General features: G+C 67.3%; 20 protein-coding genes. 7 read left to right on the top strand and 13 right to left on the bottom strand.

Annotation, left to right across the window (positions count from 1 at the left end):
• Nucleotides 1-166: 166 nt before the first annotated feature.
• The gene (locus SJY20_RS07025) at nucleotides 167-1,024 is read right to left on the bottom strand and encodes an oxidoreductase (protein WP_380785932.1); all 858 of its coding nucleotides are present in this window, start codon (nucleotides 1,022-1,024) and stop codon (nucleotides 167-169) included.
• Between the two features lie 108 nt (nucleotides 1,025-1,132).
• On the opposite strand from SJY20_RS07025, the gene SJY20_RS07020 reads away from it, so the two are divergent.
• Complete coding sequence (locus SJY20_RS07020) at nucleotides 1,133-2,089, top strand: DUF3617 family protein (protein ID WP_380785931.1); 957 nt, start codon at nucleotides 1,133-1,135, stop codon at nucleotides 2,087-2,089.
• On the opposite strand, the gene SJY20_RS07015 is transcribed toward SJY20_RS07020, so the two are convergent.
• From SJY20_RS07015 to SJY20_RS06970, 10 genes are all read right to left on the bottom strand, one after another.
• Nucleotides 2,086-3,162, bottom strand: coding sequence for a nucleotidyltransferase family protein (locus tag SJY20_RS07015; protein WP_380785929.1), 1,077 nt, complete (start codon nucleotides 3,160-3,162; stop codon nucleotides 2,086-2,088). The two genes, SJY20_RS07020 and SJY20_RS07015, sit on opposite strands and share 4 nt — an antisense overlap.
• Before the next feature lie 21 nt (nucleotides 3,163-3,183).
• A complete protein-coding gene (locus SJY20_RS07010; protein WP_380785928.1) occupies nucleotides 3,184-3,411 on the bottom strand; it encodes a hypothetical protein in 228 nt (75 codons plus the stop codon).
• Nucleotides 3,412-3,441: 30 nt separating this feature from the next.
• Nucleotides 3,442-4,254, bottom strand: a complete 813-nt coding sequence (locus SJY20_RS07005; protein WP_380785927.1) for a dTMP kinase — start codon at nucleotides 4,252-4,254, stop codon at nucleotides 3,442-3,444.
• Nucleotides 4,255-4,335: 81 nt separating this feature from the next.
• Nucleotides 4,336-4,992 (bottom strand): hypothetical protein, encoded by a 657-nt coding sequence (locus tag SJY20_RS07000; protein WP_380785926.1) that lies wholly within the window; start codon nucleotides 4,990-4,992, stop codon nucleotides 4,336-4,338.
• Between the two features lie 63 nt (nucleotides 4,993-5,055).
• The gene (locus tag SJY20_RS06995) at nucleotides 5,056-5,439 is read right to left on the bottom strand and encodes a hypothetical protein (RefSeq protein ID WP_380785925.1); all 384 of its coding nucleotides are present in this window, start codon (nucleotides 5,437-5,439) and stop codon (nucleotides 5,056-5,058) included.
• A gap of 12 nt (nucleotides 5,440-5,451) precedes the next feature.
• Nucleotides 5,452-6,216 (bottom strand): helix-turn-helix domain-containing protein, encoded by a 765-nt coding sequence (locus SJY20_RS06990; RefSeq protein ID WP_380785924.1) that lies wholly within the window; start codon nucleotides 6,214-6,216, stop codon nucleotides 5,452-5,454.
• A 71-nt stretch (nucleotides 6,217-6,287) separates the two neighbouring features.
• Nucleotides 6,288-6,980: a 7-carboxy-7-deazaguanine synthase QueE gene (locus tag SJY20_RS06985; protein WP_380785923.1), complete on the bottom strand. Its 693-nt coding sequence runs from the start codon at nucleotides 6,978-6,980 to the stop codon at nucleotides 6,288-6,290.
• Nucleotides 6,980-8,170: a UbiD family decarboxylase gene (locus SJY20_RS06980; protein ID WP_380785922.1), complete on the bottom strand. Its 1,191-nt coding sequence runs from the start codon at nucleotides 8,168-8,170 to the stop codon at nucleotides 6,980-6,982. Before SJY20_RS06980 ends, SJY20_RS06985 begins: the two co-directional genes overlap by 1 nt.
• On the bottom strand, nucleotides 8,163-8,663 hold the full coding sequence (locus SJY20_RS06975) for a phosphoribosyltransferase (protein ID WP_380785921.1): 501 nt from the start codon (nucleotides 8,661-8,663) through the stop codon (nucleotides 8,163-8,165). Before SJY20_RS06975 ends, SJY20_RS06980 begins: the two co-directional genes overlap by 8 nt.
• 3 nt (nucleotides 8,664-8,666) lie before the next feature.
• The gene (locus tag SJY20_RS06970) at nucleotides 8,667-9,866 is read right to left on the bottom strand and encodes an IMP dehydrogenase (protein ID WP_380785920.1); all 1,200 of its coding nucleotides are present in this window, start codon (nucleotides 9,864-9,866) and stop codon (nucleotides 8,667-8,669) included.
• Between the two features lie 338 nt (nucleotides 9,867-10,204).
• Between SJY20_RS06970 and SJY20_RS06965 the strand changes: the two genes are divergently transcribed.
• Together SJY20_RS06965 and SJY20_RS06960 are read left to right on the top strand one after the other, a co-directional pair.
• A complete protein-coding gene (locus SJY20_RS06965) occupies nucleotides 10,205-10,849 on the top strand; it encodes a 6-carboxytetrahydropterin synthase (protein WP_380785919.1) in 645 nt (214 codons plus the stop codon).
• 426 nt (nucleotides 10,850-11,275) lie between these two features.
• Entirely contained in the window at nucleotides 11,276-11,527 is a 252-nt protein-coding gene (locus tag SJY20_RS06960; RefSeq protein ID WP_380785918.1) for a hypothetical protein, read from the top strand.
• Between the two features lie 130 nt (nucleotides 11,528-11,657).
• Here SJY20_RS06960 and SJY20_RS06955 read toward each other — a convergent pair whose 3' ends face one another.
• On the bottom strand, nucleotides 11,658-12,233 hold the full coding sequence (locus SJY20_RS06955) for a UbiX family flavin prenyltransferase (protein ID WP_380785916.1): 576 nt from the start codon (nucleotides 12,231-12,233) through the stop codon (nucleotides 11,658-11,660).
• 388 nt (nucleotides 12,234-12,621) lie between these two features.
• Here SJY20_RS06955 and rplJ point away from each other — a divergent pair, with 388 nt between their 5' ends.
• The 3 genes from rplJ to SJY20_RS06940 all read left to right on the top strand — a co-directional run bounded on the left by rplJ (nucleotide 12,622) and on the right by SJY20_RS06940 (nucleotide 14,692).
• Nucleotides 12,622-13,137, top strand: coding sequence for a 50S ribosomal protein L10 (rplJ, locus tag SJY20_RS06950; RefSeq protein ID WP_380785914.1), 516 nt, complete (start codon nucleotides 12,622-12,624; stop codon nucleotides 13,135-13,137).
• Between the two features lie 61 nt (nucleotides 13,138-13,198).
• Nucleotides 13,199-13,576, top strand: a complete 378-nt coding sequence (rplL, locus tag SJY20_RS06945) for a 50S ribosomal protein L7/L12 (RefSeq protein WP_380785913.1) — start codon at nucleotides 13,199-13,201, stop codon at nucleotides 13,574-13,576.
• Between the two features lie 306 nt (nucleotides 13,577-13,882).
• Nucleotides 13,883-14,692: an alpha/beta hydrolase gene (locus SJY20_RS06940; protein ID WP_380785912.1), complete on the top strand. Its 810-nt coding sequence runs from the start codon at nucleotides 13,883-13,885 to the stop codon at nucleotides 14,690-14,692.
• Here the strand turns inward: SJY20_RS06940 and SJY20_RS06935 are convergent.
• Nucleotides 14,689-15,864: a hypothetical protein gene (locus SJY20_RS06935; RefSeq protein WP_380785910.1), complete on the bottom strand. Its 1,176-nt coding sequence runs from the start codon at nucleotides 15,862-15,864 to the stop codon at nucleotides 14,689-14,691. The two genes, SJY20_RS06940 and SJY20_RS06935, sit on opposite strands and share 4 nt — an antisense overlap.
• 504 nt (nucleotides 15,865-16,368) lie before the next feature.
• On the opposite strand from SJY20_RS06935, the gene rpoB reads away from it, so the two are divergent.
• On the top strand, nucleotides 16,369-20,526 hold the full coding sequence (rpoB, locus tag SJY20_RS06930) for a DNA-directed RNA polymerase subunit beta (protein WP_380785909.1): 4,158 nt from the start codon (nucleotides 16,369-16,371) through the stop codon (nucleotides 20,524-20,526).
• The last annotated feature ends 29 nt before the right edge of the window (nucleotides 20,527-20,555 follow it).

Here is a 20,555-nt window from a genome sequence, read left to right as displayed (position 1 = left end):
TGGAAGGGGCCGGGAGAGCGATCTCCCGGCCCTTTTTGTTTGTATGCGGTGGCAGACCCAATGCTGTTCTCCTGCGAAGGCAGGAGCACAGGGTTACGGGCGGTGACGCTTGGGACTCCTGGGCTCCCGCTTTCGCGGGAGAACAGCTTTTGCGGCAGAACGGTCTTTATGCGTCCGCGGTCTCGGGGAAGTCGGCACCGAGGCTGACGTCGCGCGCGGCGGTGATGTCGTCGAGGCGCTCCTTCAGCTTCGCTGTCACGGCGTCGTAGCCGAACTTGCCGAGCACCAGATGGCGCGGCGGCGTATCCTGCTGGACCGCAGCGATGATCGCTTCCCCGGCCCGCACCGGATCGCCGACCTGGTTGCCGCTGACGTCCTTGGTCCCGGCCATCCGCGCGCGCGCGGTTTCGGCATAGGCGGGGATGGTGCTGGGGGTCTGCCTTAGCGAGCGGCCGGCCCAGTCGGTGCGGAACGGGCCGGGCTCGACGCAGGTGACGCCGATGCCGAGCGGACCGACTTCGGCAAGCAGCGAGTCGGACCAGCCCTCGACCGCGTGCTTGGACGCCGCATAATAGCCCGAGCCCGGAAAGCCCACGAGCCCGGCGACCGAGGTGAAGTTGACGATGTTGCCCGACCCCTGCGCGCGCATGATCGGCAGCACCGCGCGGGTCAGCGCGAACAGGCCGAAGACGTTGGTGTCGAACTGCGCGCGGATCTCGGCGTCGTCGCCTTCCTCGGCGGTCGCCTGATAGCCGTAGCCGGCGTTGTTCACGAGCACGTCGATGCGCCCGAACTTCTCGGTGGCGGCAGCGACCGCGGCGGCGATCTGGGACTGGTCGTTGACGTCGAGATCGAGCGCCAGGACTCGGTCCTCGTGCCCGGCGACCAGGTCGGCGACGCGGTCCGCGCCGCGGGCGGTGACGACGGCGTTCCAGCCGCGATCGAGGACGAGAGTGGCGAGGTCGCGGCCGAAGCCGGTGGAACAGCCGGTGATGAACCAGACGGGAGTAGCGGGAAGAGACATGGCGCGGCCTTTCGCTTTGGAGAGCAGGAGTTAGGGCGCGGGGGGCGCGCGGCAAGGGGACTTGCCAGCGAAGCCCACGCGGCGGATCAATGCCGCGGGGGAGCAGCGATGAAAATACGCGCGACATTGGCGAGTGGACTCATCGCGGCGGCCAGCGTCGCCGTAGCGCAGGACGTACCGGTCGCCCGGAACGACCCGCCGCCGGAGATCGTCGTCACGGGCCAGGTGCCGCAGGTCCAGGACGGGCTCTGGCGTATCCGCCGCTGGCCGATGCGATCGGTATCCTATCCCGCGCAAGGGCCGAGCGCGGGCCAGACGGTTTCGCTTACTCCGGGGGGAGAAACCCGTCTCTGCGTAGCGAACGACAAGGCGAACCAGGCGATCGTTGCGTTGCTGGACAATGACGACCGTTCGCTTGGATGTTCGCGGCTGCGCCTTCGACTGGAGCACGGCCGGCTCCGCGGAAGCATGACCTGCATGCGCCTGACCGATCTGGGTCCGTTGGAGATGACAGCGCATTATCGCGGGACGATGACGCCCCAGCGCATCGACGTGCGGGTTGCGACTCGCATGACCCTGGACGGGGAGGATTTCGGCGAATCCACCATGCGGCTGGAGGCGGACCGCACCGGGGATTGCGCGCCGGTCGCAGCGTCCTCCGCGGTGCGGCAGGCTGCGCCCCTGCCCGCGCCGACCAGCAAGACGAACCCGGCGCTCGATCCTGCCGTTGCCGAGCCAGCCTTGGCTGAGGACGCAACGAGGGCTGACGCGGCCGTCACGCCGGCTCAGCCTCGCGCGGCCACGACGGGCGCGACGGGATCCGCCGACGACGTCGTCGTGGTGGCGCGGCGGTTGCGGAAATTGCGGTTGAACTATGCGAGTAGCCACCGCGTCATGTCGCGGTGTCGGGCGGATATCTCGAGCGGTGACAAGCGCGTCGATCGGATCGGGTGCGCGATCGTCAGGGCTTGCGTGCGGGCGGGGTTCGAAGAGCCGGGGCCGGCGCTGGCGTGCTTTCGGCGGAAGGTGAACTCGCTGGACCCCGATGATCCCCCAAGCGGCTAGCGGCGGTTCCACAGCTTTGGCCACATGTCGCCGAGATCGTTGGTATCGATCGGATCGGTACCCGCCCGTGGGACCCGCGCCTCGGCGATGAAGGCGGCGACATGGTCCGGCAGCGCGATGCCGAACCGCGGCAGATGCTTGAACACGTGATAGGCGGCCGCGGTCAGATTGTGTTCCCGCAGGATCGATACCAGCCGCAGGAAGGTGATCGGATCGAGCATCGGGACGAGCCGGACGAGGTCGGCGTATTGGTACAGCCCCTTGCCGTAGGCGTGGACGCTTTCCCAATAGAGCTTGAAGACCAGATGCGCGCCGAACCAGGCGAAATCGGGCAGGCCGATGACATGGTCCGGATAGAGTTTCTGCCACGAGCAGGCGAGCAGGCCGTCGAGTTCGATGTCGAGCGAGAGCTTGTGATGGATGTCGACGACCGCGTAGCACCACGGGGCATCGGTATCGGCATCATGCCAGAACTGGTGCGTCCAGGGTTCGTCGCGGATCGCGGCGCGAGTTTCGTCCGGCAGGTTCGTGACGAGCAGCCGACGGGCAAGGAAGCCGAGTTCGAAATGCGACTCCTCGACGATCGCGCGCAGTTCGCGGTCCGCGCGGACGAACTGGCCGCGATCGGGATCGCGCTGCGCCTGATGGAAGCCACAGTCGAGCGCGAGCGCCTCGGCATCGGCGAGATCGTCCCACCCGACGCCGAGGTCAAAATCCCACGCGGCGCGCAGGTGGCGTTCGGGATAGAGCAGGCATCCCGCGGCGGCGCCCTTCAGCAGCGCATATCGGATGCCGGCGGTGTCGAGTGCGGCGAGGAAGCCGGCACAGCCCACGATCTGCGCCTGTTCGAACGCGGTGACGGCCAGCCGCGCCCGGGCGAACCTGGGGTGATCCTCCGCGACCAGAGCGGTTTCGAGCAGGGTCGGATCGAGCCCGGGCAGCACCTGCCAGTTGGCGAGCAGCAGCGCGAGTAGTGTCGCCGATCCCGCCGGATCGGGACCGTCGCCCTCAGGCGCTTGCCCCGCGAGCAGCCGGATGAACTGTGTCTCGGACGGGCGCTCGGCTTGCTCCACGAAATTTCCCCTCGGTGATCGTCAGATCTCGATCGCTTCCAGCGGAAGCGCGTTGCGGCTTTTAGATGGGATCAGATGACCGGCGATCGCGGAGGCGACGCGATCGATCGCGGGGGGATCGAGACCGGCAAGCGCCGCGTATGGAGGATCGACGCCACGCGAAGACGCCACCGCGAGTGCCGCATCCCCTTCCTGCAACAATTGCCTGACGATCGAGTCTGCCAGAGCGTCGACGAAGGTTCTTGGCATGATCCTATTTCCTTCAGAACACGCTCGATCCTATCCGCTGCGGCGTAGCGATGTCGTTCGACTGGGTCCGTTCAGGGACTCGACCGCGTCGATCGCGTCCATAATGGTTTCGAACGCGGCGTCCGGGCTGCCGCTATTGTCGACGACCATGACATTGTCCTCGCCAGCCACGCGCTCTGCGAGTGCGGCGCGCATCCGGATCAGGTGGTCGAGCAGCGGGACGGTGCGGTCGGCGTTCCTGCGCGCCGCCGGATCTGCCTCCGTCATCGGCTGGTGAAGTCCGCCGACGATCCGCGCCCCGCCCTCGAAATAGCTGATCGGCCGGCCTCGCGCGATCATCCGGTCGCGGCAGATGCGGGGCTCGCAATCGATCAGGAACAGGATCGTGGGGCGCGGCGCATAGCGGGCGAGCGCGTGCATATAGTTGGTCGGCAACCCCTCCAGGATGCCGCGCACCATCAGGGTCGGGACGTAGCGGTCGAAGAATATCAGCCCGTCTCCGTTCAGGGCATCGCGGTGTTCGGCGACCTGTTCGACGATCGTCACCCAGCTGAGCAGGCTGAAGGTCAGCGGATTGGCATTGCGCCACTTCGCGCGCTCCAGTGCGTGGGTCGTCACGTCGGAGCGGCCGAGCTTGAGTTTGAGCGTTTTGCGGCCGCGTTCGGTGTAGGCGGCCAACACGCGGTCGAGCAGCGCGGACTTGCCGGCGCCGTCGATCCCTTCGAACGCGAACAGGTTGCGCGGGCGGAGCAGGTCGGGTGCGACGACCAGATCGACCGGCGGACGCGAGGGATACACTCCGGGCAGCGCATCGGGCTCGGGCGTGTCGTCGTCGATCCGCATGCGGGGGACTTCCTGATGATTGAGGCGGGGCGAAACCGGTGCCCCTGTCCCCCCGCCCCGCGGTGGGACAGGGTCGTGGCGCTAGTCGCGCTTGCGGGTTGTGGGCGCCGCTGTACCGGCGGAGTCGGTTGCCGCCGGTTCCGCTGGCGTATCGGCCGGGGCGGCGGCGGGTACGGCCGCGGGGTGTTCGACGGCCGCGGTGGTCGCCTCTGCCTGCGTGCTGCGCAACGAGGCGGTGACGATCGACGCGACGCGGTCCTGGAACAGGCGCGCATCGGCCGGCGTACCGACCAGTCGGACCGCGTTCAGGTGTCGCAGCATCGAACTTGCGACGATCGCGGCGGGGTCGGCTGTCGCCTGGCGGGTCCCCAGCGAATCGGTCAGGGCCTTGGCGGCGGCGGCGGGGTCGATCGTGCTGAGCGCGACCGGTTCGGCGCCCGGCGATTTGCCGAGTTGGCGGGTGACATTGCGGACGATCGCCTTGGTCAGGCGACTGGCCGCGAGCGGGATGCCGGGTGCCGCCTGCCCGGTCGCGAGACGGCGGGATACCGCGCTGGCGAGCTTGTTCGCGAGCATGTCGATCGAGGGCACCGCAGCGTTTCGGCCGCGTCCTGCCGATGCGAGAAGCGGGGCAGCGATGCTTCCGGTCAATGCAGCACGCGGCGCGGTGCGCTGGCCTAGCGCCTGGAGCCGACGCACGACCGCGGCGGCTACGGTATCGACGGTAGTCCTGGACATATCCTGTCTCCTATGAGGGGCCGGACGGCGATGCGATCGCCGCCCGGCGATAGTTCGACGCGTCTAGCGACGCCGCGCCGCCGCCCGGCCGGCGAGTTGCTTGGCCACAGCGCTGGCGACCGCCGCCGCAAGTCCGGCCCGCGGCTTGGCTGCAGCCCGCGCGGGGGCGGCGCGCCCCGGAGCGGCTGCCGCGAGCCGAACCGCGACCGCACTGGCGACCGCCACGGCGAGCGGGGCACGCTGGCCAGCCGATTTGCCGCGCGCCGCCGGATGGCTGAGCGCGCCGCGCCGACGCTTCGCGCCGGCCGTGACGATCTGGTCGTCGCGGCCGGATCCCTGCGCCGTGAAAAGCCGCTGGATCACCGCGGCGGCGACCGAGGCGGGCAGACTGGTGCGCTTGCCTGGCGGACGGCTGCGAATGGCCTTACGGATGTTGGGACGTGCCATGTCGTTCTCCTTTCAGTTCGGGGTAACCAGCTTCTTCTGGTGGGGGCGGTCCGGCGCCGGATCGGCGGGGACCGGGGTGAGGCGACCGGGCCAGCGTGCCGCGCAGTCCGCGAGCAGCGTCGCGGTCCACAGCGGATCGCCCGGCGGCGCGACGAGGGTCAGCCGCGCCGGCCACAGGATGAGCAGGCGCTCGACGAAATTCCGGACATCGGCGGCGGTCGGGGGATGCGGATAGGCCAGCACGCTCCATTCGCCGCGTGGCCGGCGCGCCCAGAGCAGCCAGTGGGTGTCGGCATCGTCGGTGCGCTGCCCGCTCTGGACGATCACCGTGGTCGCAGCGGGTCGCGGGGCGTCGGGCCAGGTCTTTGGCGAGGACGGGAACGCGGGCGGCGCGATCCGCCACGCATCGAGATAGCGCAGCACGGTCCAGCGCGAGAGCCGCGTCCCCGTCACCCGATCGATCAGCGCGGCCACCGTCGCGCCGTCCCAAAGCCCGAACCGCAGGCCCTGCGTCTCGGGCGCGCCCGCGAGCAGATGCACGGCGACCTGGTCGATCGGCGACCCCGCCGCGAGGCGCGGCGGGCGCCCCTGTCGCTTGGCTGCGAGCGTTTCGGCGCCACCGCGATGGAACCGTGACTTCCACTGGCTGACGCTGGCGACGGAGGTCTCGAGCAGCGCCGCGACCTGCTTCTGAGTCAGACCACGCGCCAACGCCTCGATCGCGCGACGGCGGCGGTCTTCGCGCTGGAGCGGTGTGAGAGGAAGCGGGGTTTCCATGCCCCTTCATGCCACGTCTTAAAGCAGTTTATGCACCAACTGGGACCGTTTCGGAGGTAACGACTTAAGCGTCACAGGAGGTCGAGGAGCTTGTGCAGCTGGAGACAGAGCCGATAGCCGTGGCGCAGCGCGACCTCGGCGGCAGTCGCCCGGTGGGCGCGGTTCGCGAGCGCATCGCCGTCGTCGCGTGGCATCACGAACACCGGCGTTTGCGGCGGCGCGCGGAACAGCCGGGTCGGCTGTCCCAGTTTCTGCGTCGACAGCATCGGCAGGCCGTCTTCGGCATCGATCTCCCCCGCCGCCAGCACGTATTTGTACGCGGTGATCCGCGGGATGATGGCATCGTGCAGCTGCTTGGTCTTCGGACTGCAGACGATCGTCAGCCGGTCGTCGATCGGCAGCGGAATCCACAACGTGCCGTTGGTCTCGATCTGGACGCGCAGACCCTGGCGCAACAGCTGCTCGACCAGCGGTGCGATGTTCTGGCGGAACGGTTCGCCGCCGGTCAGCACGATCAGGTCGCAGTGCGCGGGCCGATGCACCTCGATGTCGGCGAGCAGCGCCGGCAAATCCGGGCGCCACATCGAGCTTTCGAAATCGGTATCGCACCAGAAACATCGGATGTTGCAACCGCCGGTGCGGACGAACACCGAGGTCTCGCCGGCGAACGGCCCCTCGCCCTGCAGTGTGTAGAAGACCTCCTGGATCCAAAGCGCGGTGCCGTCGCCGACCTCCTGCGCGCGCGCCGGATTGCCGCCGAACATCAGAGCTCGGTCCAGCGATAGTCGCCGCGGCGATCGCACAGCATGCCGATCCGGTGACCCTCCTGCTTGCCGCGACGGATATAGGGGCGCCGCTCGACCTCGGCAGGGTAGACGATCGCCTCCTTCAGGACGTCGATACCGGGGTGTCCGACGACGACGAGTTTTGCGCGCGGGTCGAAGTCGAGCGCGGCGGCGACCATCGCCTGCGACGGCGCGGCGCTTTCGACGACGGCGAGATATTCGCCGAACCCGTCGAGCGGGTAGCGGACCGAGTCGACTGCGAACCCGGCGCTGCGGAGATGGTCGAACAGCAGGATCTCGTTCTGCAGTGCCATCAACGTCAGCCCGCTGGTCTTGCCGCAGAACAGGCCGAGGCAGATCGCGTCGTCGCGGACGCGGATGCGGTCGACGACGACCACCGGGCTGTCGGTGGCGTCGCTGTAATAGCCCTTGAACTCGCCGAACGGGGCCTCGGTGCGGCGCTCGCGGGTGACATGGCCCTCGATGACGATCCTTGCCTCGGCGGGGGCGGAAGGATAGTCGCCGCCCGCCAGTACCAGGTCCTGCCCGGCGAACCGCGCGGCGGCGTCGAAGCTGTCGATGGTGGCGGGCAGCTTGGCGGCAGCGGCGAGATAGACGCTCAAGGGGCCGCCGTTGAACAGCGTGATCGGCACGCGTGGGGCATGGGCGAGCCCGGCGGTGACGATGCGGTGGGCGTCGGTGCGCGGGTCCATGAACAGGACGATCTCGCGCGGGCCCGCCACCAGCCCGCGGTAGAAGCCTAGATTGGTACCGCCCCTCTCTCCGTCCGCGAGGGCACCGACGAACGCTGTCAGGTATTTGCCGACGTCGCCGGGCTGGTGCCGGAGCAGCGGCAGATCGGCGAGCGAGGCGATATCGCGGGTCGCTAGGCTCGGCGCGAACACCGGCGGCGCGGGGGTCGCGAGCCGGTCCGCGAGTTGCGCGATCGGGTCGGGCGCGTCCGCGAGCCCCATCTCGGCAAGCAGCGCGGCGCGGGTCGGCAGGTTCATCGCCAGTGGCAGCGGCGATCCCGTGATGTCGGTGAACAGGAAGCAGGGTTCGTCCCCGGTCCGACGCTGCCAGTCGGACAGGAAGCGGGTGACGCCAAGGTCCGGATCGACCGGCCGATCAACGCGAAACAGCTTCGCCGCACGCAACGCCTCACGCATCATCCTTTCCTTCCCAGGGGAAGATCACCCAGCCATGCACTTCGCAGGCCCAGTGATCGACGATCGCGCTCGGGTCGCGGCCGGCGAGGTTGGCGCGGTTGACGACCAGCGTCGCGGTGACGGGATCGGCGCCCGCCGCGATCAGCTCGCGCCGCGCGGCATCGAGCGTCAGCCCCTGCCCGACGATGTCGTCGACCAGCAGGACGCGGCGGCCGCGCAATGCCGCGAGCCCCAGATTGCCGCGGTTGGCGGGTTGCGACTTCTCGGCTTCGATGGCGTCGCTGTGGGTCCGTGCGATGTCGAGCACCGCGAACTGCCGCACGCCGAGGATGTGCGACAGGATCACCGCGGGGATCAGGCCGGACCGGGCAATCCCGACCACGCCGCCAAGCTGCGTGCCGGCAAGGCGGTCGCCCAGCAACCGCGCCAGGCCAGCGATATCCTCCCACGAGAACCGGTGTGCGACGGGCAGCGGGCGCGTGGGGTCCAGCATCGCTCAGCCCCCCGCCGGATCGGTGACGAACTGCCGCGCGAAATCGGGGTGCAGCACGGGCACGCCGTCGCGGACGTGCGGGCGCCCCTCCGCCTGGCCGGCATTGGAGATCCGCACGAAGCGCGCATGGTCGGCGAGTTCGGCCACGGCCGTGCAGCCGCTGTAGGTGACGCCCGAGCAGAGACCCTTGACCAGCCGTCCCAGAGTGTCGGCGACCGGTCCGCTATGCGCGAACGTGCCCTCGACGCCTTCGGGAAGATAGGCGTCGAACGCGCTGCGCGAGACCGCGGCGCCCGCGAGCCGTTGCAGCGTCAGTTCGACGCCGAGGGTGACGAACCCGGTGGTGACCTTGAAGCGGCGGCCGTCATGCTCGACCTCGCGGGCCTCGCTTTCGTCGGTGCCCGCGAGCAGCTTGCCGAGCATCACGCACGATGCCCCCGCGGCGATCGCCTTGGCGATATCGCCCGAGGTGCGGATGCCGCCGTCCGCGATCAGGCCGACGCCGGCCTTGCGGGTCACTGCGGCGCATTCGAGGATCGCGGTCAGCTGCGGCATCCCGGCCCCGGTGACGAGACGCGTCGTGCAGACGCTGCCCGGGCCGATCCCGACCTTGATCGCGTCCGCGCCGGCGTCGATCAGGTCGCGCGCGCCGTCGGAGGTGGCGACGTTGCCGACGACGCATTCGAGTCGCGGATGGCGTGCCTTCAGTTCCAGCAGCGCCGCGATCACGAAATCCGAATGGCCATGCGCGACGTCGATCGCGAGGAAGTCCGCCCCGCTGTCCGCGAGCCGGTCGGCGCGGTCCAGGTAATCGCCCTTGATGCCGACCGCGGCGCCGACGCTTAGCCGGCCAGCGCGGTCCAGCGTGGCACGCGCGCCATCGCCGGGTGCTGCGGCCTTCGTCGCGGCGACCGCGGCGGCCTGATCGTGCGGCGACCACATCCGATGGACGATGCCGATGCCGCCCGCGCGTGCCATCGCGATCGCCATCCGAGAGCCCGTGCACCACGGCGTGTTGGCGGATACGATCGGGACCGCAAGCCGGATGCCGGGCGTGAACTGCATCGCGGTGTCGACGTCGCGGCGGCTGCGGAGGCGATTGCGGCGCGGCACCAGCAGGACGTCGTCGAACGACAGTCCGGTATCCGCCCGGATATGGCTGGCGTCGTAGCTGGCGTCGAATGGTCCGTATTGAAGATTCACTCCCGCCCCCTCCCCGTCCGTTCACACGCTCAAGACATCGCCACGTCATGCCGTGTCGAAACCATGATATCGCTGGGATGCGATCGACCGCATAGAGACACAATGTCCGATACGGACAAGAAACGGCGTGCGGTCGCAAGCATGTCGGTGGCATTGAACATGGTTGTTGGACACCGATGCAGACCATGTCCTTGCAGGATAGCGCACGATGCCGCTGCCTTGCCCTCTGTATCTATCGTCATGGCATCGCGGGGGAGATGGTATTTTGACCGGATATGATCCTAGGCACGGTCTGCTCCCGACCGGATTTGTCGCCCGTGCATGCGAAGGGCCGTCCCATGGATAGCGCCCAGGTGCGTGCCGACGGCGCGGACGCCCGCTTTCCCCTCGTCGAACTGCCGCTGGTGGAATTGCCGATGCCGGGCGGGTTCGGCCGGTCGGCGAACGGCGACGGCGTCGCGAGCTGGCACCTGATCAGCCGCGAGATCGGCATCGATGCCGGGCACCGGGTGATGGACCACCGGTCGAAATGCCACAATCTCCACGGCCACCGCTATCGGATCGAGGCGTGGTGCCGCGGGCCGCTGTTCGGGGCCGGCGAACAGACCGGCATGGTGCTCGATTTCGGGTTCCTGAAGGACGAGATGATGCACGCGATCGACGCGCCGTTCGACCACGCGTTCATCCTCTGCGTCAACGATCCGCTGTGCCGCACGATGTTCGGGCTGGACGATGCGGAGCTGGCGCGCGCGGTCGACGATGCGGTGGCCCGCGACGGCGTGTTCCAGGGGGTGGGCCGCGACGGCATGCAGATCTGCGTGCTGGCGTTGGTGCCGACGGCGGAGAACTTGGCGAAACTGTGGTTCGACCTGCTGGCGCCGCGGGTCGCCCTGCGGACCGCGGAGCAGGCGACTTTGGTGTGCCTGAAGGTGTGGGAAACGCCCAATTGCTGGGCGTCCTATGGCCCGGTCGTGCCGGGGTGACGGATCACGCCCAGTTCCAGTCATTCGCGGTAGTTGATGAATTAGCCGAAGCGGCTGATCGCGCGCGCGGTCATCAATGTAAGTCGAGCTAGCTTTGCAACTGAAAACGCCATAGCTTCGGGATCGCGCCTTCCCCGTTGACGTGTTTCGCCATTAAACGGCTTTGCATCACGAGAATGAACCATGTGGATAGCTTGGGCGACTAACATTGCGGCGGCGATGCTAGGCATAATGGCCTGCTCCGGTGCGGTTGCCGCTGAGGCCGGGGGCACGCTCACAGTCTATGTTGATCTGTCCGAATGGACGCCATCGCAGAAGCTAGTCCTAGATTTGGCCTCGGGAGACTACATTGTAACTCCGCCCGCAACCGGCTGGCCTGAGGGGTTTCCGATGAAGGCTCGTCATACCGGTAGGCTTAAAGGTGACGTGATCGAGAACGTGCGCCGGCTTTCGGACCGAGCGTTCGCAAGCGGCGTCAACGACCCTAATTGTGCTGCGAAGCTGCGCGGAGGGCCGCCGCCGCCGCCGCCGCCGCCGGGCAACGCCGTCGGCCCCGAGGGGTTTACGTTGATGAAGGATGGCGTGGCGAGGAAGTCGGATAAGTTGTACTGCCTGACAAGCGACGCGAGCATATTTTATCGTGCCGTATCAACGCTGTTCGATTTCCGAAGGCCCTAAATTCGGCCCAAACTAATGACCTGAAAGCCGGTCGTCTTACGCTGGCCATAAATGCTGCGCTGCTAGATGTCCTCTTTCCACCACGATGCGACATTCGCGTCAGCGATCGGCGGAACGACCGCTGACGCCGTCACTCGCCCCAGCGGCGGACGATGCCGGCGTCGATCCCGAACAGGTCCAGGGCTCGGCCGATGCTGTGGTCGACTACATCCTCGATCGTGTGCGGACGCCGGTAGAAGGCGGGGACTGGCGGCATCAGGATCGCGCCGCTGGCGGTGGCGAGTGCCATCAGCGCGATGTGGCCGGCGTGGAGTGGGGTTTCGCGCAGCATCAGCACGACCCGGCGGCGCTCCTTGAGGCAGACGTCCGCGGCGCGCGCGACGAGGTCGCCATCGGTGCAGTTGGCGACGGCGCTGAGCGTCTTCACCGAACAGGGCGCGACCAGCATGCCGCGGGCGCGGAACGATCCGGAAGCGATCGCCGCGCCGACATCGCCGTGGTGGTGGCAGTGATCGGCGAGCGCGACGATGTCGGCGAGCGCCCAGTCGGTCTCCTCGGCGATCGTCCGCCGGGCGGCGGCGGTGACCACCAGATGCGTCTCTACCCGCGCCAACCGCCTGAGATGGACCAGCGCGCGGATGCCGTAGATCGCGCCGGACGCGCCGGTTATCGCCACGATCAGTCGGTCGGGATCGCCTGCGTCCATGCACCAGGATGCGATCGGTGCGCGCGATGCGACAACACGAATCGCGGCCATTATGACGCCGTCGCAGTATCGGATGGTGGCGAGCGAGGTCTTCGCCGATTGACTCCGCCGCGAACTTCGCTAAGGCGCGGGCTCGTTCGGCGGGCTTGCTCGTCGAACTCCGTCCGAGACGGTGGGTGTGCGGGGTTTGCCCGGACTTAATCTCCCACCTAGACGGGGAATGGAATTCCGCCGCCGTGCCCGTCACGTCGGCTGTGTCGCTTGCCTGCCAAGCGCCTCTCCCATGCCCCATCGATGAGACACCCCGGAAGCGTGGGATGTCCGCGCCTCCGGTTAGTGACCGGGTGATCCGCCGCGAGGCGAATTACCCAAAACCGTGGAGAATGGCATGGATCGTGATCAAAAGACCGCGGCCGTCGCTGAGCTGAACCGCAACTTTTCCGAGGTCGGCGTCGTCGTTGTGACGCGCAACCTGGGAATGACCGTCGCACAGTCTTCTGTGCTGCGGGGCAAGATGCGCGACGCCGGCGCGACCTACAAGGTCTCGAAGAACAAGCTTGCCAAGATCGCGCTGGACGGCACCGACTATCTCTCGCTGGGCGACATGCTCACGGGTCCGGTCGGCCTGGCCAGCTCCATCGATCCCGTCGCGGCCGCCAAGGTGGCCGTGGAATTCGCGAAGACGAACGACAAGTTCGAAATCGTGGGTGGGGCGATGGGTGCGACTGTCCTCGACGTGGACGGCGTCAAGGCGCTCGCGACGATGCCGTCGCTGGACGAACTGCGTGCCAAGATCATCGGTCTGCTCGTTGCACCCGCAACGAAGCTGGCGACGATCACGCAGGCTCCGGCGGCGCAGATCGCGCGCGTGCTTTCCGCCTACGCGGAGAAGGAAGACGCCTGATCTTGGGCACTTTCGTCAATTTTGAACTGATGGGGCATTCGCCCCGAGATGGAGACTACACATGGCAGACCTGAACGCACTGGTTGACCAGCTTTCCGCCCTGACCGTTCTCGAAGCAGCCGACCTGTCGAAGCTGCTCGAAGAGAAGTGGGGCGTTTCGGCCGCAGCAGCGGTCGCAGCAGCACCCGCAGCTGGCGGCGGCGCAGCCGCTCCAGCCGCTGAAGAGCAGACCGAATTCGACGTCATCCTGACCGGCGACGGTGGCAAGAAGATCAACGTCATCAAGGAAGTCCGCGCGATCACGTCGCTCGGCCTGACCGAAGCCAAGACGCTGGTCGAGTCGGCTCCCAAGGCCGTCAAGGAAGGCGTGTCGAAGGACGAGGCCGCCAAGATCAAGGCGCAGCTGGAAGCAGCCGGCGCGACCGTCGAGGTCAAGTAAGCCGCAGCGGGAGAGACGATTTAGCAGCTGCTAAATCGCACTCCCCGCAAGGCCGGCCGGCGGCATTCATGCCGACCGACGAGACTTCGGCTTTGCCGAAGTCGGCCAGTGGTAAGAAAAAGGGCGGCCGCAGCGATGCGGTCGCCCTTTTTTCGTTTCCTTGGCGGCGGCGGCAATCGGAACCCTGGGTCCTGACTTTCGTCAGGATGACGAAGGGGGGATCGAAGGCCTGGTCTAAGGCCCATATCGAAGGCGGGGGTTCTCGTTCAGTTTGGCTCCGCTAGCGTGCCGCGCATGCGCCAAACCTTGCTCCTTCCGCTCCTCCTCACCGCCTCCTGCGCCGACGCGCAGTCGATCCACGACCGGATCTACCAGCCGCACACCACGCCGTTGTCGATCGCCGGACTACCCGGCGGGGCCGCGCTCGACCGGGTCCGCACCGCGGACGGGCTGTTGCTCGGCGGCGTCGAGATCGCGGGCAAGGCGGACAAGCCGGTGCTGCTAGTGTTCCACGGCAATGCCGGCAGCGCGGACCGCAGCGTCGAATGGTTCGCGCCACTGGTCGCGCAGGGCTATGGCATCGTCGCGGCCGAGTATCGCGGCTACAGCGCAAACCCCGGCCGCCCCGATGCGAAGGGGCTCGCTGCCGATGCGGACGCATTCTACGCGCGCGCCAGGGCGCTGGCCGGCGCCCGGCGGGTGATTGTGGTCGGGCATAGCCTGGGCGGCGGCGTGGCGTTCGGGCTGGCGACGCGGCAACGACTGGATGCGCTGGTGACGGTCGGCACGTTCACCCGGCTGCGCGCGATGGCGCCGAAGATCGCGCGTGCGTTCGTCCCGAACGACTACGACAATCTCGCCGCGGTGCCGAAATTGGACGAGCCGTATTTCCTGATCCACGGGACCGCGGACGATACCGTCCCTGCGCCCGAGGGCGAGGCGCTGCAGGAGGCTGCGACCAAGGCGCACAAGGCGGGCGCGGCGTTCGTGATCGCCGGGGCCGGGCATCGCCCCGATGGCGCAGTGATGGCGGCGGTGATCGATGCGGTCACGGCGCGGGTGGCGGGGACACCCGCCCCTGCCCTGCCGGCTGGTGTGAAGGTGTATCCGTTCTAGCGCTCGAACGCCGCCGCGTGAGGCCGTGCGCCGATATCGGCGTACATCTTTGCCGGCGCATCGAGCCAGAACGGCGCGAGTTTCGCGGAATCGACGCGTTCGATACCGATCGCCCAGGCGCGGGTTGTCTGGCCGTCGGGATAGAGCAGGTTGACCGAGACGATCGGCACGAACATCGGGCGATTGGCGGCGGTCATCGTTCGGATCGCATCGCGCGGCGTCGCCGCGACCGCGCGGACCGAGCGGGTTTCGCCGGGCGCCAGCGCGAACGGCGGCGTCGCTGGCCGGCCGATCGGCGCGGCGGTGAGCGCGGCGAGGTCGGTGTCGAGCGCGCCGTGCGCGGTCAGCAGCGTGGCGCCGATGCGGATGCCCTCCGCGACCGTTTCCCCGGTGTTGGTGACGACCAGCTCGCACTCGACGACGGCGCTGAGCAGGTTGAGCCCGGCGCGTAGCGGGCGCAGCTCGACCGCGAGGCGCGCGCGTGGCGCGGGGCGTGCGGCGGGCGTCAGGAATTGCGGTTCGGGCGGGCTGGCGACGGGCAGCGGTGTCTGCTCGACGGGGGCTGGGACGACAGCCTCCGGCGCGATCGGCTCCGGCGCGGGTTCGATGTAAGCGGGCTCGGCCACCGGCCGGGTCGGACTCTTGCGCCGACGGGTCAGCGCCCACAGCCCGGCGAGCACCGCGACGATGACAGCGGGCAGCACCCAGATCGGCATCGTCCGGGCCGTTTCGGGTGCCGACAGCGTCGCCTGCGGTTGTGGCTGCGGCTGCGGCTGAGAATTTGTGACGGGTTCCGGGACTGGCGTCGGCGCAGGCGCGGCATCCGGCTCTGGCGCAGATGCGGCGTCCGGCGTTGGCTTGCTTACCTGGCTTGGCGTCGGTGCGCGACTGGGCTTCGGCTCAGGGCTGGCCGGTTCGGCCTTCGGCACGTCGCGGGCCGGGCGGGTATCGGTCCGCGGTGCCCTTGTCGTTGGCACCGGGCGGGCCGGGGTTGCGGTCGGCAGGACGATCACCGGCGGCGGCGGGACCGGCACGGCTTGTGGCGCGAGGCTTTCGAGCCCGCGCGGCGGTGGCGGCGTGTCCTGCGTATTCTGCGCGGCGGCGGGCGTCATCAGCCCGGCTGCGAACGCCGCGAAGGCGGCGGGCATCACGGCGCGCCGGTCGATCGTCATCTGTGCAATTCCCTTTACGCGCCAGCGTTCCCGCGGACGATGAACGTCGCGCGACGGCAACCCGTCTTGCGACGGGCTGGGGTGGGTTAGCGGCCAAGTCGCGGTTTTGCCAGCGGGTGGTTAGGAGAAGGGGTTTTCACGCGAAGGCGCTAAGGCGCGAAGATGACTCGCCCGGAACGTGCCTTGCTCCCTCCAGCAAAGTCACGGGCTTCGTTCCATCCGCAGCGTCTTTGCGCCTTTGCGTGACCATCATTCTATCGGCTGCGCCGAGCCGCCCCCCTTTGACATGGGCCCGCCCCTTCCCTATATGCGCCTCTCACCACAGCATCCGGGAAATGACCTGCCGTCGCGCAGCGGGTCGATCGTATTGGGTGCCGAGGTTCATACGCTGAAGCCGCCGCATTCGATGCGCGCGGCTTTTCTGCGTTGATGCACGTCCCGCCTGGGGGTCCCCGGGCACGAATTTACGACTGACGCGTCAGTTTATTGAGGGCAGATACACCCATGGCAACCAGAGCGATCAACGAGGGCGGCACGGCCAAGCGTCGCATCCGCAAGGTCTTCGGCAACATCCACGAAGTCGTGCAGATGCCGAACCTGATCGAGGTCCAGCGCGAGAGCTACGAGCAGTTCCTGCGCTCCGACAAGTCGATCGGCCACGTGTCCGGCCTCGAGAAGACGCTGCGCAGCGTGTTCCCGATCCAGGATTTCGCCGGCACCGCCTATCTCGATTTCGACGATTACGTCCTTGAGCCGCCGAAGTTCGACGTCGAGGAATGCCGCCAGCGTGGCATCACCTATGCCGCGCCGATGCGCGTCACGCTGCGTCTGACCGCGTTCGAGGTCGATCCCGATACCGAGGCCAAGTCGGTCATCGATATCAAGGAGCAGGACGTGTACATGGGCGACATGCCGCTCATGACCGAGAACGGCACGTTCTTCATCAACGGCACCGAGCGCGTCATCGTTTCGCAGATGCACCGTTCGCCGGGCGTGCTGTTCGATCACGATCGCGGCAAGACGCACGCATCGGGCAAGTACCTGTTCGCGGCACGCGTGATTCCGTATCGCGGTTCGTGGCTCGATTTCGAGTTCGACGCGAAGGACATCGTCAACGTCCGCATCGATCGCAAGCGCAAGCTGCCCGTGACGGCGCTGCTCTACGCGCTCGGCATGACGTCGGAGGAGATCCTCAACTATTTCTACAACCGCGTGACGTTCGTCCGCGGCCAGGGTGGCTGGATCGTTCCGTTCCAGGTCGAGAACTGGCGTGGCCAGAAGCCGATGTTCGACATCGTCGATGCGAAGACCGGCGAAGTCGTGTTCCCGAACGGCCAGAAGATCAGCCCCCGCGCTGCGAACAAGGCGTTCAAGGACGGCCTGACCGACCTGCTGATCCCGACCGAGGAAATCTTCGGCCGCTATTCGGCATATGACCTGATCGACGAGTCGACCGGCGCGATCTACATCGAAGCCGGTGACGAGGTTTCGGCCGAGAACCTGGAAATGCTCGACAAGGCGGGCATCGAGCGTCTCGAACTGCTCGACATCGATCACGTCGCGACCGGTCCGTGGATTCGCAACACGCTGAAGGCCGACAAGGCCGAAGAGCGCGAGCAGGCCCTGTCGGACATCTACCGCGTGATGCGTCCCGGCGAGCCGCCGACGCTGGAGACGGCAGAGGCGCTGTTCTCGGGCCTGTTCTTCGATCCGGACCGCTACGACCTGTCGGCCGTGGGCCGCGTCAAGCTCAACATGCGTCTCGACCTCGACGTCGAGGACACCGTGACGACGCTGCGCACCGAGGACATTCTCGAGGTCGTCAAGACGCTCGTGAACCTCAAGGACGGCAAGGGCGAGATCGACGATATCGATAACCTCGGTAACCGTCGTGTCCGTTCGGTCGGCGAGCTGCTCGAGAACCAGTACCGCGTCGGCCTGCTCCGCATGGAGCGCGCCGTGAAGGAGCGGATGTCGTCGGTCGACGTGTCGACGGTGATGCCGAACGACCTGATCAACGCGAAGCCTGCGGTTGCCGCGGTGCGTGAATTCTTCGGCTCGTCGCAGCTGTCGCAGTTCATGGATCAGACCAACCCGCTGTCGGAAGTCACTCACAAGCGTCGCGTGTCGGCACTTGGACCAGGTGGTCTGACGCGTGAGCGCGCCGGCTTCGAAGTCCGCGACGTTCATCCGACCCACTACGGCCGCATCTGCCCGATCGAGACGCCGGAAGGCCCGAACATCGGCCTGATCAACTCGCTGGCGAGCTTCTCGCGGGTGAACAAGTACGGCTTCATCGAGACGCCATACCGCAAGGTCGTCGACCACAAGGTGACCGACGACGTCGTGTACCTGTCGGCGATGGAAGAGGCCAAGCACACGATCGCGCAGGCCAACGCCGATCTGACGGCGGATGGCGGCTTCACCGAGGAGCTGGTCTCTTCGCGTCAGGCTGGCGACTTCCTGATGGCGCTGCCGGACAACATCACGCTGATGGACGTCAGCCCCAAGCAGCTCGTCTCGGTCGCCGCATCGCTCATTCCGTTCCTGGAAAACGATGACGCAAACCGCGCGCTGATGGGCTCCAACATGCAGCGTCAGGCTGTGCCGCTGGTCCAGGCCGAGGCGCCGTTCGTCGGCACCGGCATGGAAGAGACGGTCGCGCGTGACTCCGGTGCAGCGATCTCGGCGAAGCGTGCGGGCATCGTCGACCAGGTCGACGCGGCGCGTATCGTGATCCGGGCGACCGGCGAGATCGATGCCGGCAAGTCGGGCGTCGACATCTACACGCTGATGAAGTTCCAGCGTTCGAACCAGTCGACCTGCATCAACCAGCGTCCGCTGGTGAAGGTGGGCGACCAGGTCCGTGCCGGCGACGTGCTCGCCGACGGTCCGTCGACCGAGTTCGGCGAGCTGGCGCTGGGTCGCAACAGCCTCGTCGCGTTCATGCCGTGGAACGGCTACAACTACGAGGATTCGATCCTGATCTCCGAGCGGATCGTGAAGGACGACGTGTTCACGTCGATCCACATCGACGAGTTCGAGGTGATGGCGCGCGACACCAAGCTCGGGCCCGAGGACATCACGCGCGACATCCCGAACGTCGGTGAGGAAGCGCTTCGCAACCTCGACGAAGCGGGCATCGTCTACATCGGTGCAGAGGTCGAGCCGGGCGATATTCTCGCCGGCAAGATCACGCCGAAGGGCGAATCGCCGATGACGCCGGAGGAGAAGCTTCTCCGCGCGATCTTCGGTGAGAAGGCCAGCGACGTGCGCGATACGTCGCTTCGCCTGCCGCCGGGCGTGTCGGGTACGGTCGTCGACGTTCGCGTCTTCAACCGTCACGGCATCGACAAGGACGAGCGCGCGATGGCGATCGAGCGCGAGGAGATCGAGCGCCTGAAGAAGGATTCTGACGACGAGCGTTCGATCCTGAACCGTGCGACCTGGTCGCGTCTTCGCGAGATGCTGCTCGACCAGACCTCGACCTCGGTGCCGAAGGGCCTGAAGAAGGGCGCGGTCATCGACATGGAGATGCTCGACAGCGTCGATCGTCACGAGTGGTGGAAGTTCTCGGTTGCCGACGACAAGGTCCAAGGCAATCTGGAAGCCGTCAAGCAGCAGTATGACGACGCCGCCAAGCTGATTACGGACAAGTTCCACGATCGGCGCGAGAAGCTGGAGCGTGGTGACGAGCTGTCGCCGGGCGTGCTGAAGATGGTCAAGGTGTTCGTCGCGGTGAAGCGCAAGCTGCAGCCGGGCGACAAGATGGCCGGCCGTCACGGCAACAAGGGCGTCATCAGCCGCATCCTGCCGGCGGAGGACATGCCGTTCCTTGCCGACGGTACGCCGGTCGATATCGTGCTCAACCCGCTGGGCGTGCCATCGCGCATGAACGTCGGGCAGATCTTCGAGACGCATCTGGGCTGGGCCGCACGCGGTCTCGGCCAGCAGATCACCAAGTCGCTCGAGGATTGGCGCGAGGCGAACCCCGATGCCAAGCCGGGCGCGATGCCCGACGCGGTCAAGGAGCGTCTGAAGACGGTGTACGGCGAGCAGTATCACGCCGAGATCGAAGCCCGCACGGGCGACGAGATCATCGAGCTCGCGCAGAACCTGAAGAACGGCGTGCCAATGGCGACGCCGGTGTTCGACGGCGCGCGCGAGGCCGATGTGTCGGCGATGCTGGAACTGGCGGGTCTCGACCCGTCGGGCCAGTCGGACCTGTTCGACGGACGTACCGGCGACAAGTTCGATCGCAAGGTGACGGTTGGGTACATCTACATGCTCAAGCTCCACCATCTGGTCGACGACAAGATCCACGCACGGTCGATCGGGCCCTACTCGCTCGTCACGCAGCAGCCGCTGGGTGGTAAGGCGCAGTTCGGTGGCCAGCGCTTCGGCGAGATGGAGGTCTGGGCACTCCAGGCCTACGGCGCGGCGTATACCTTGCAGGAAATGCTGACGGTGAAGTCGGACGACGTGGTCGGACGCACCAAGGTCTACGAGGCGATCGTCAAGGGCGACGACACCTTCGAGGCCGGCATCCCGGAGAGCTTCAACGTGCTCGTCAAGGAAATGCGCTCGCTCGGCCTGAATGTGGACCTGAAGCAGTCGGAGCCCGGCTTCGACAGCGACGGCATCCAGATCGCGGCGGAGTAAGCCTCAACTCCTCCCCTCCCGCTTGCGGG

It is taken from the genome of Sphingomonas sp. R86521 (assembly GCF_042466235.1).
In the GTDB taxonomy this organism is placed as follows: Bacteria; Pseudomonadota; Alphaproteobacteria; order Sphingomonadales; family Sphingomonadaceae; genus Sphingomonas.
The sequence above is the reverse complement of the archived record's forward strand: the minus strand, read 5'-3'. Positions and strand labels throughout refer to the sequence as shown.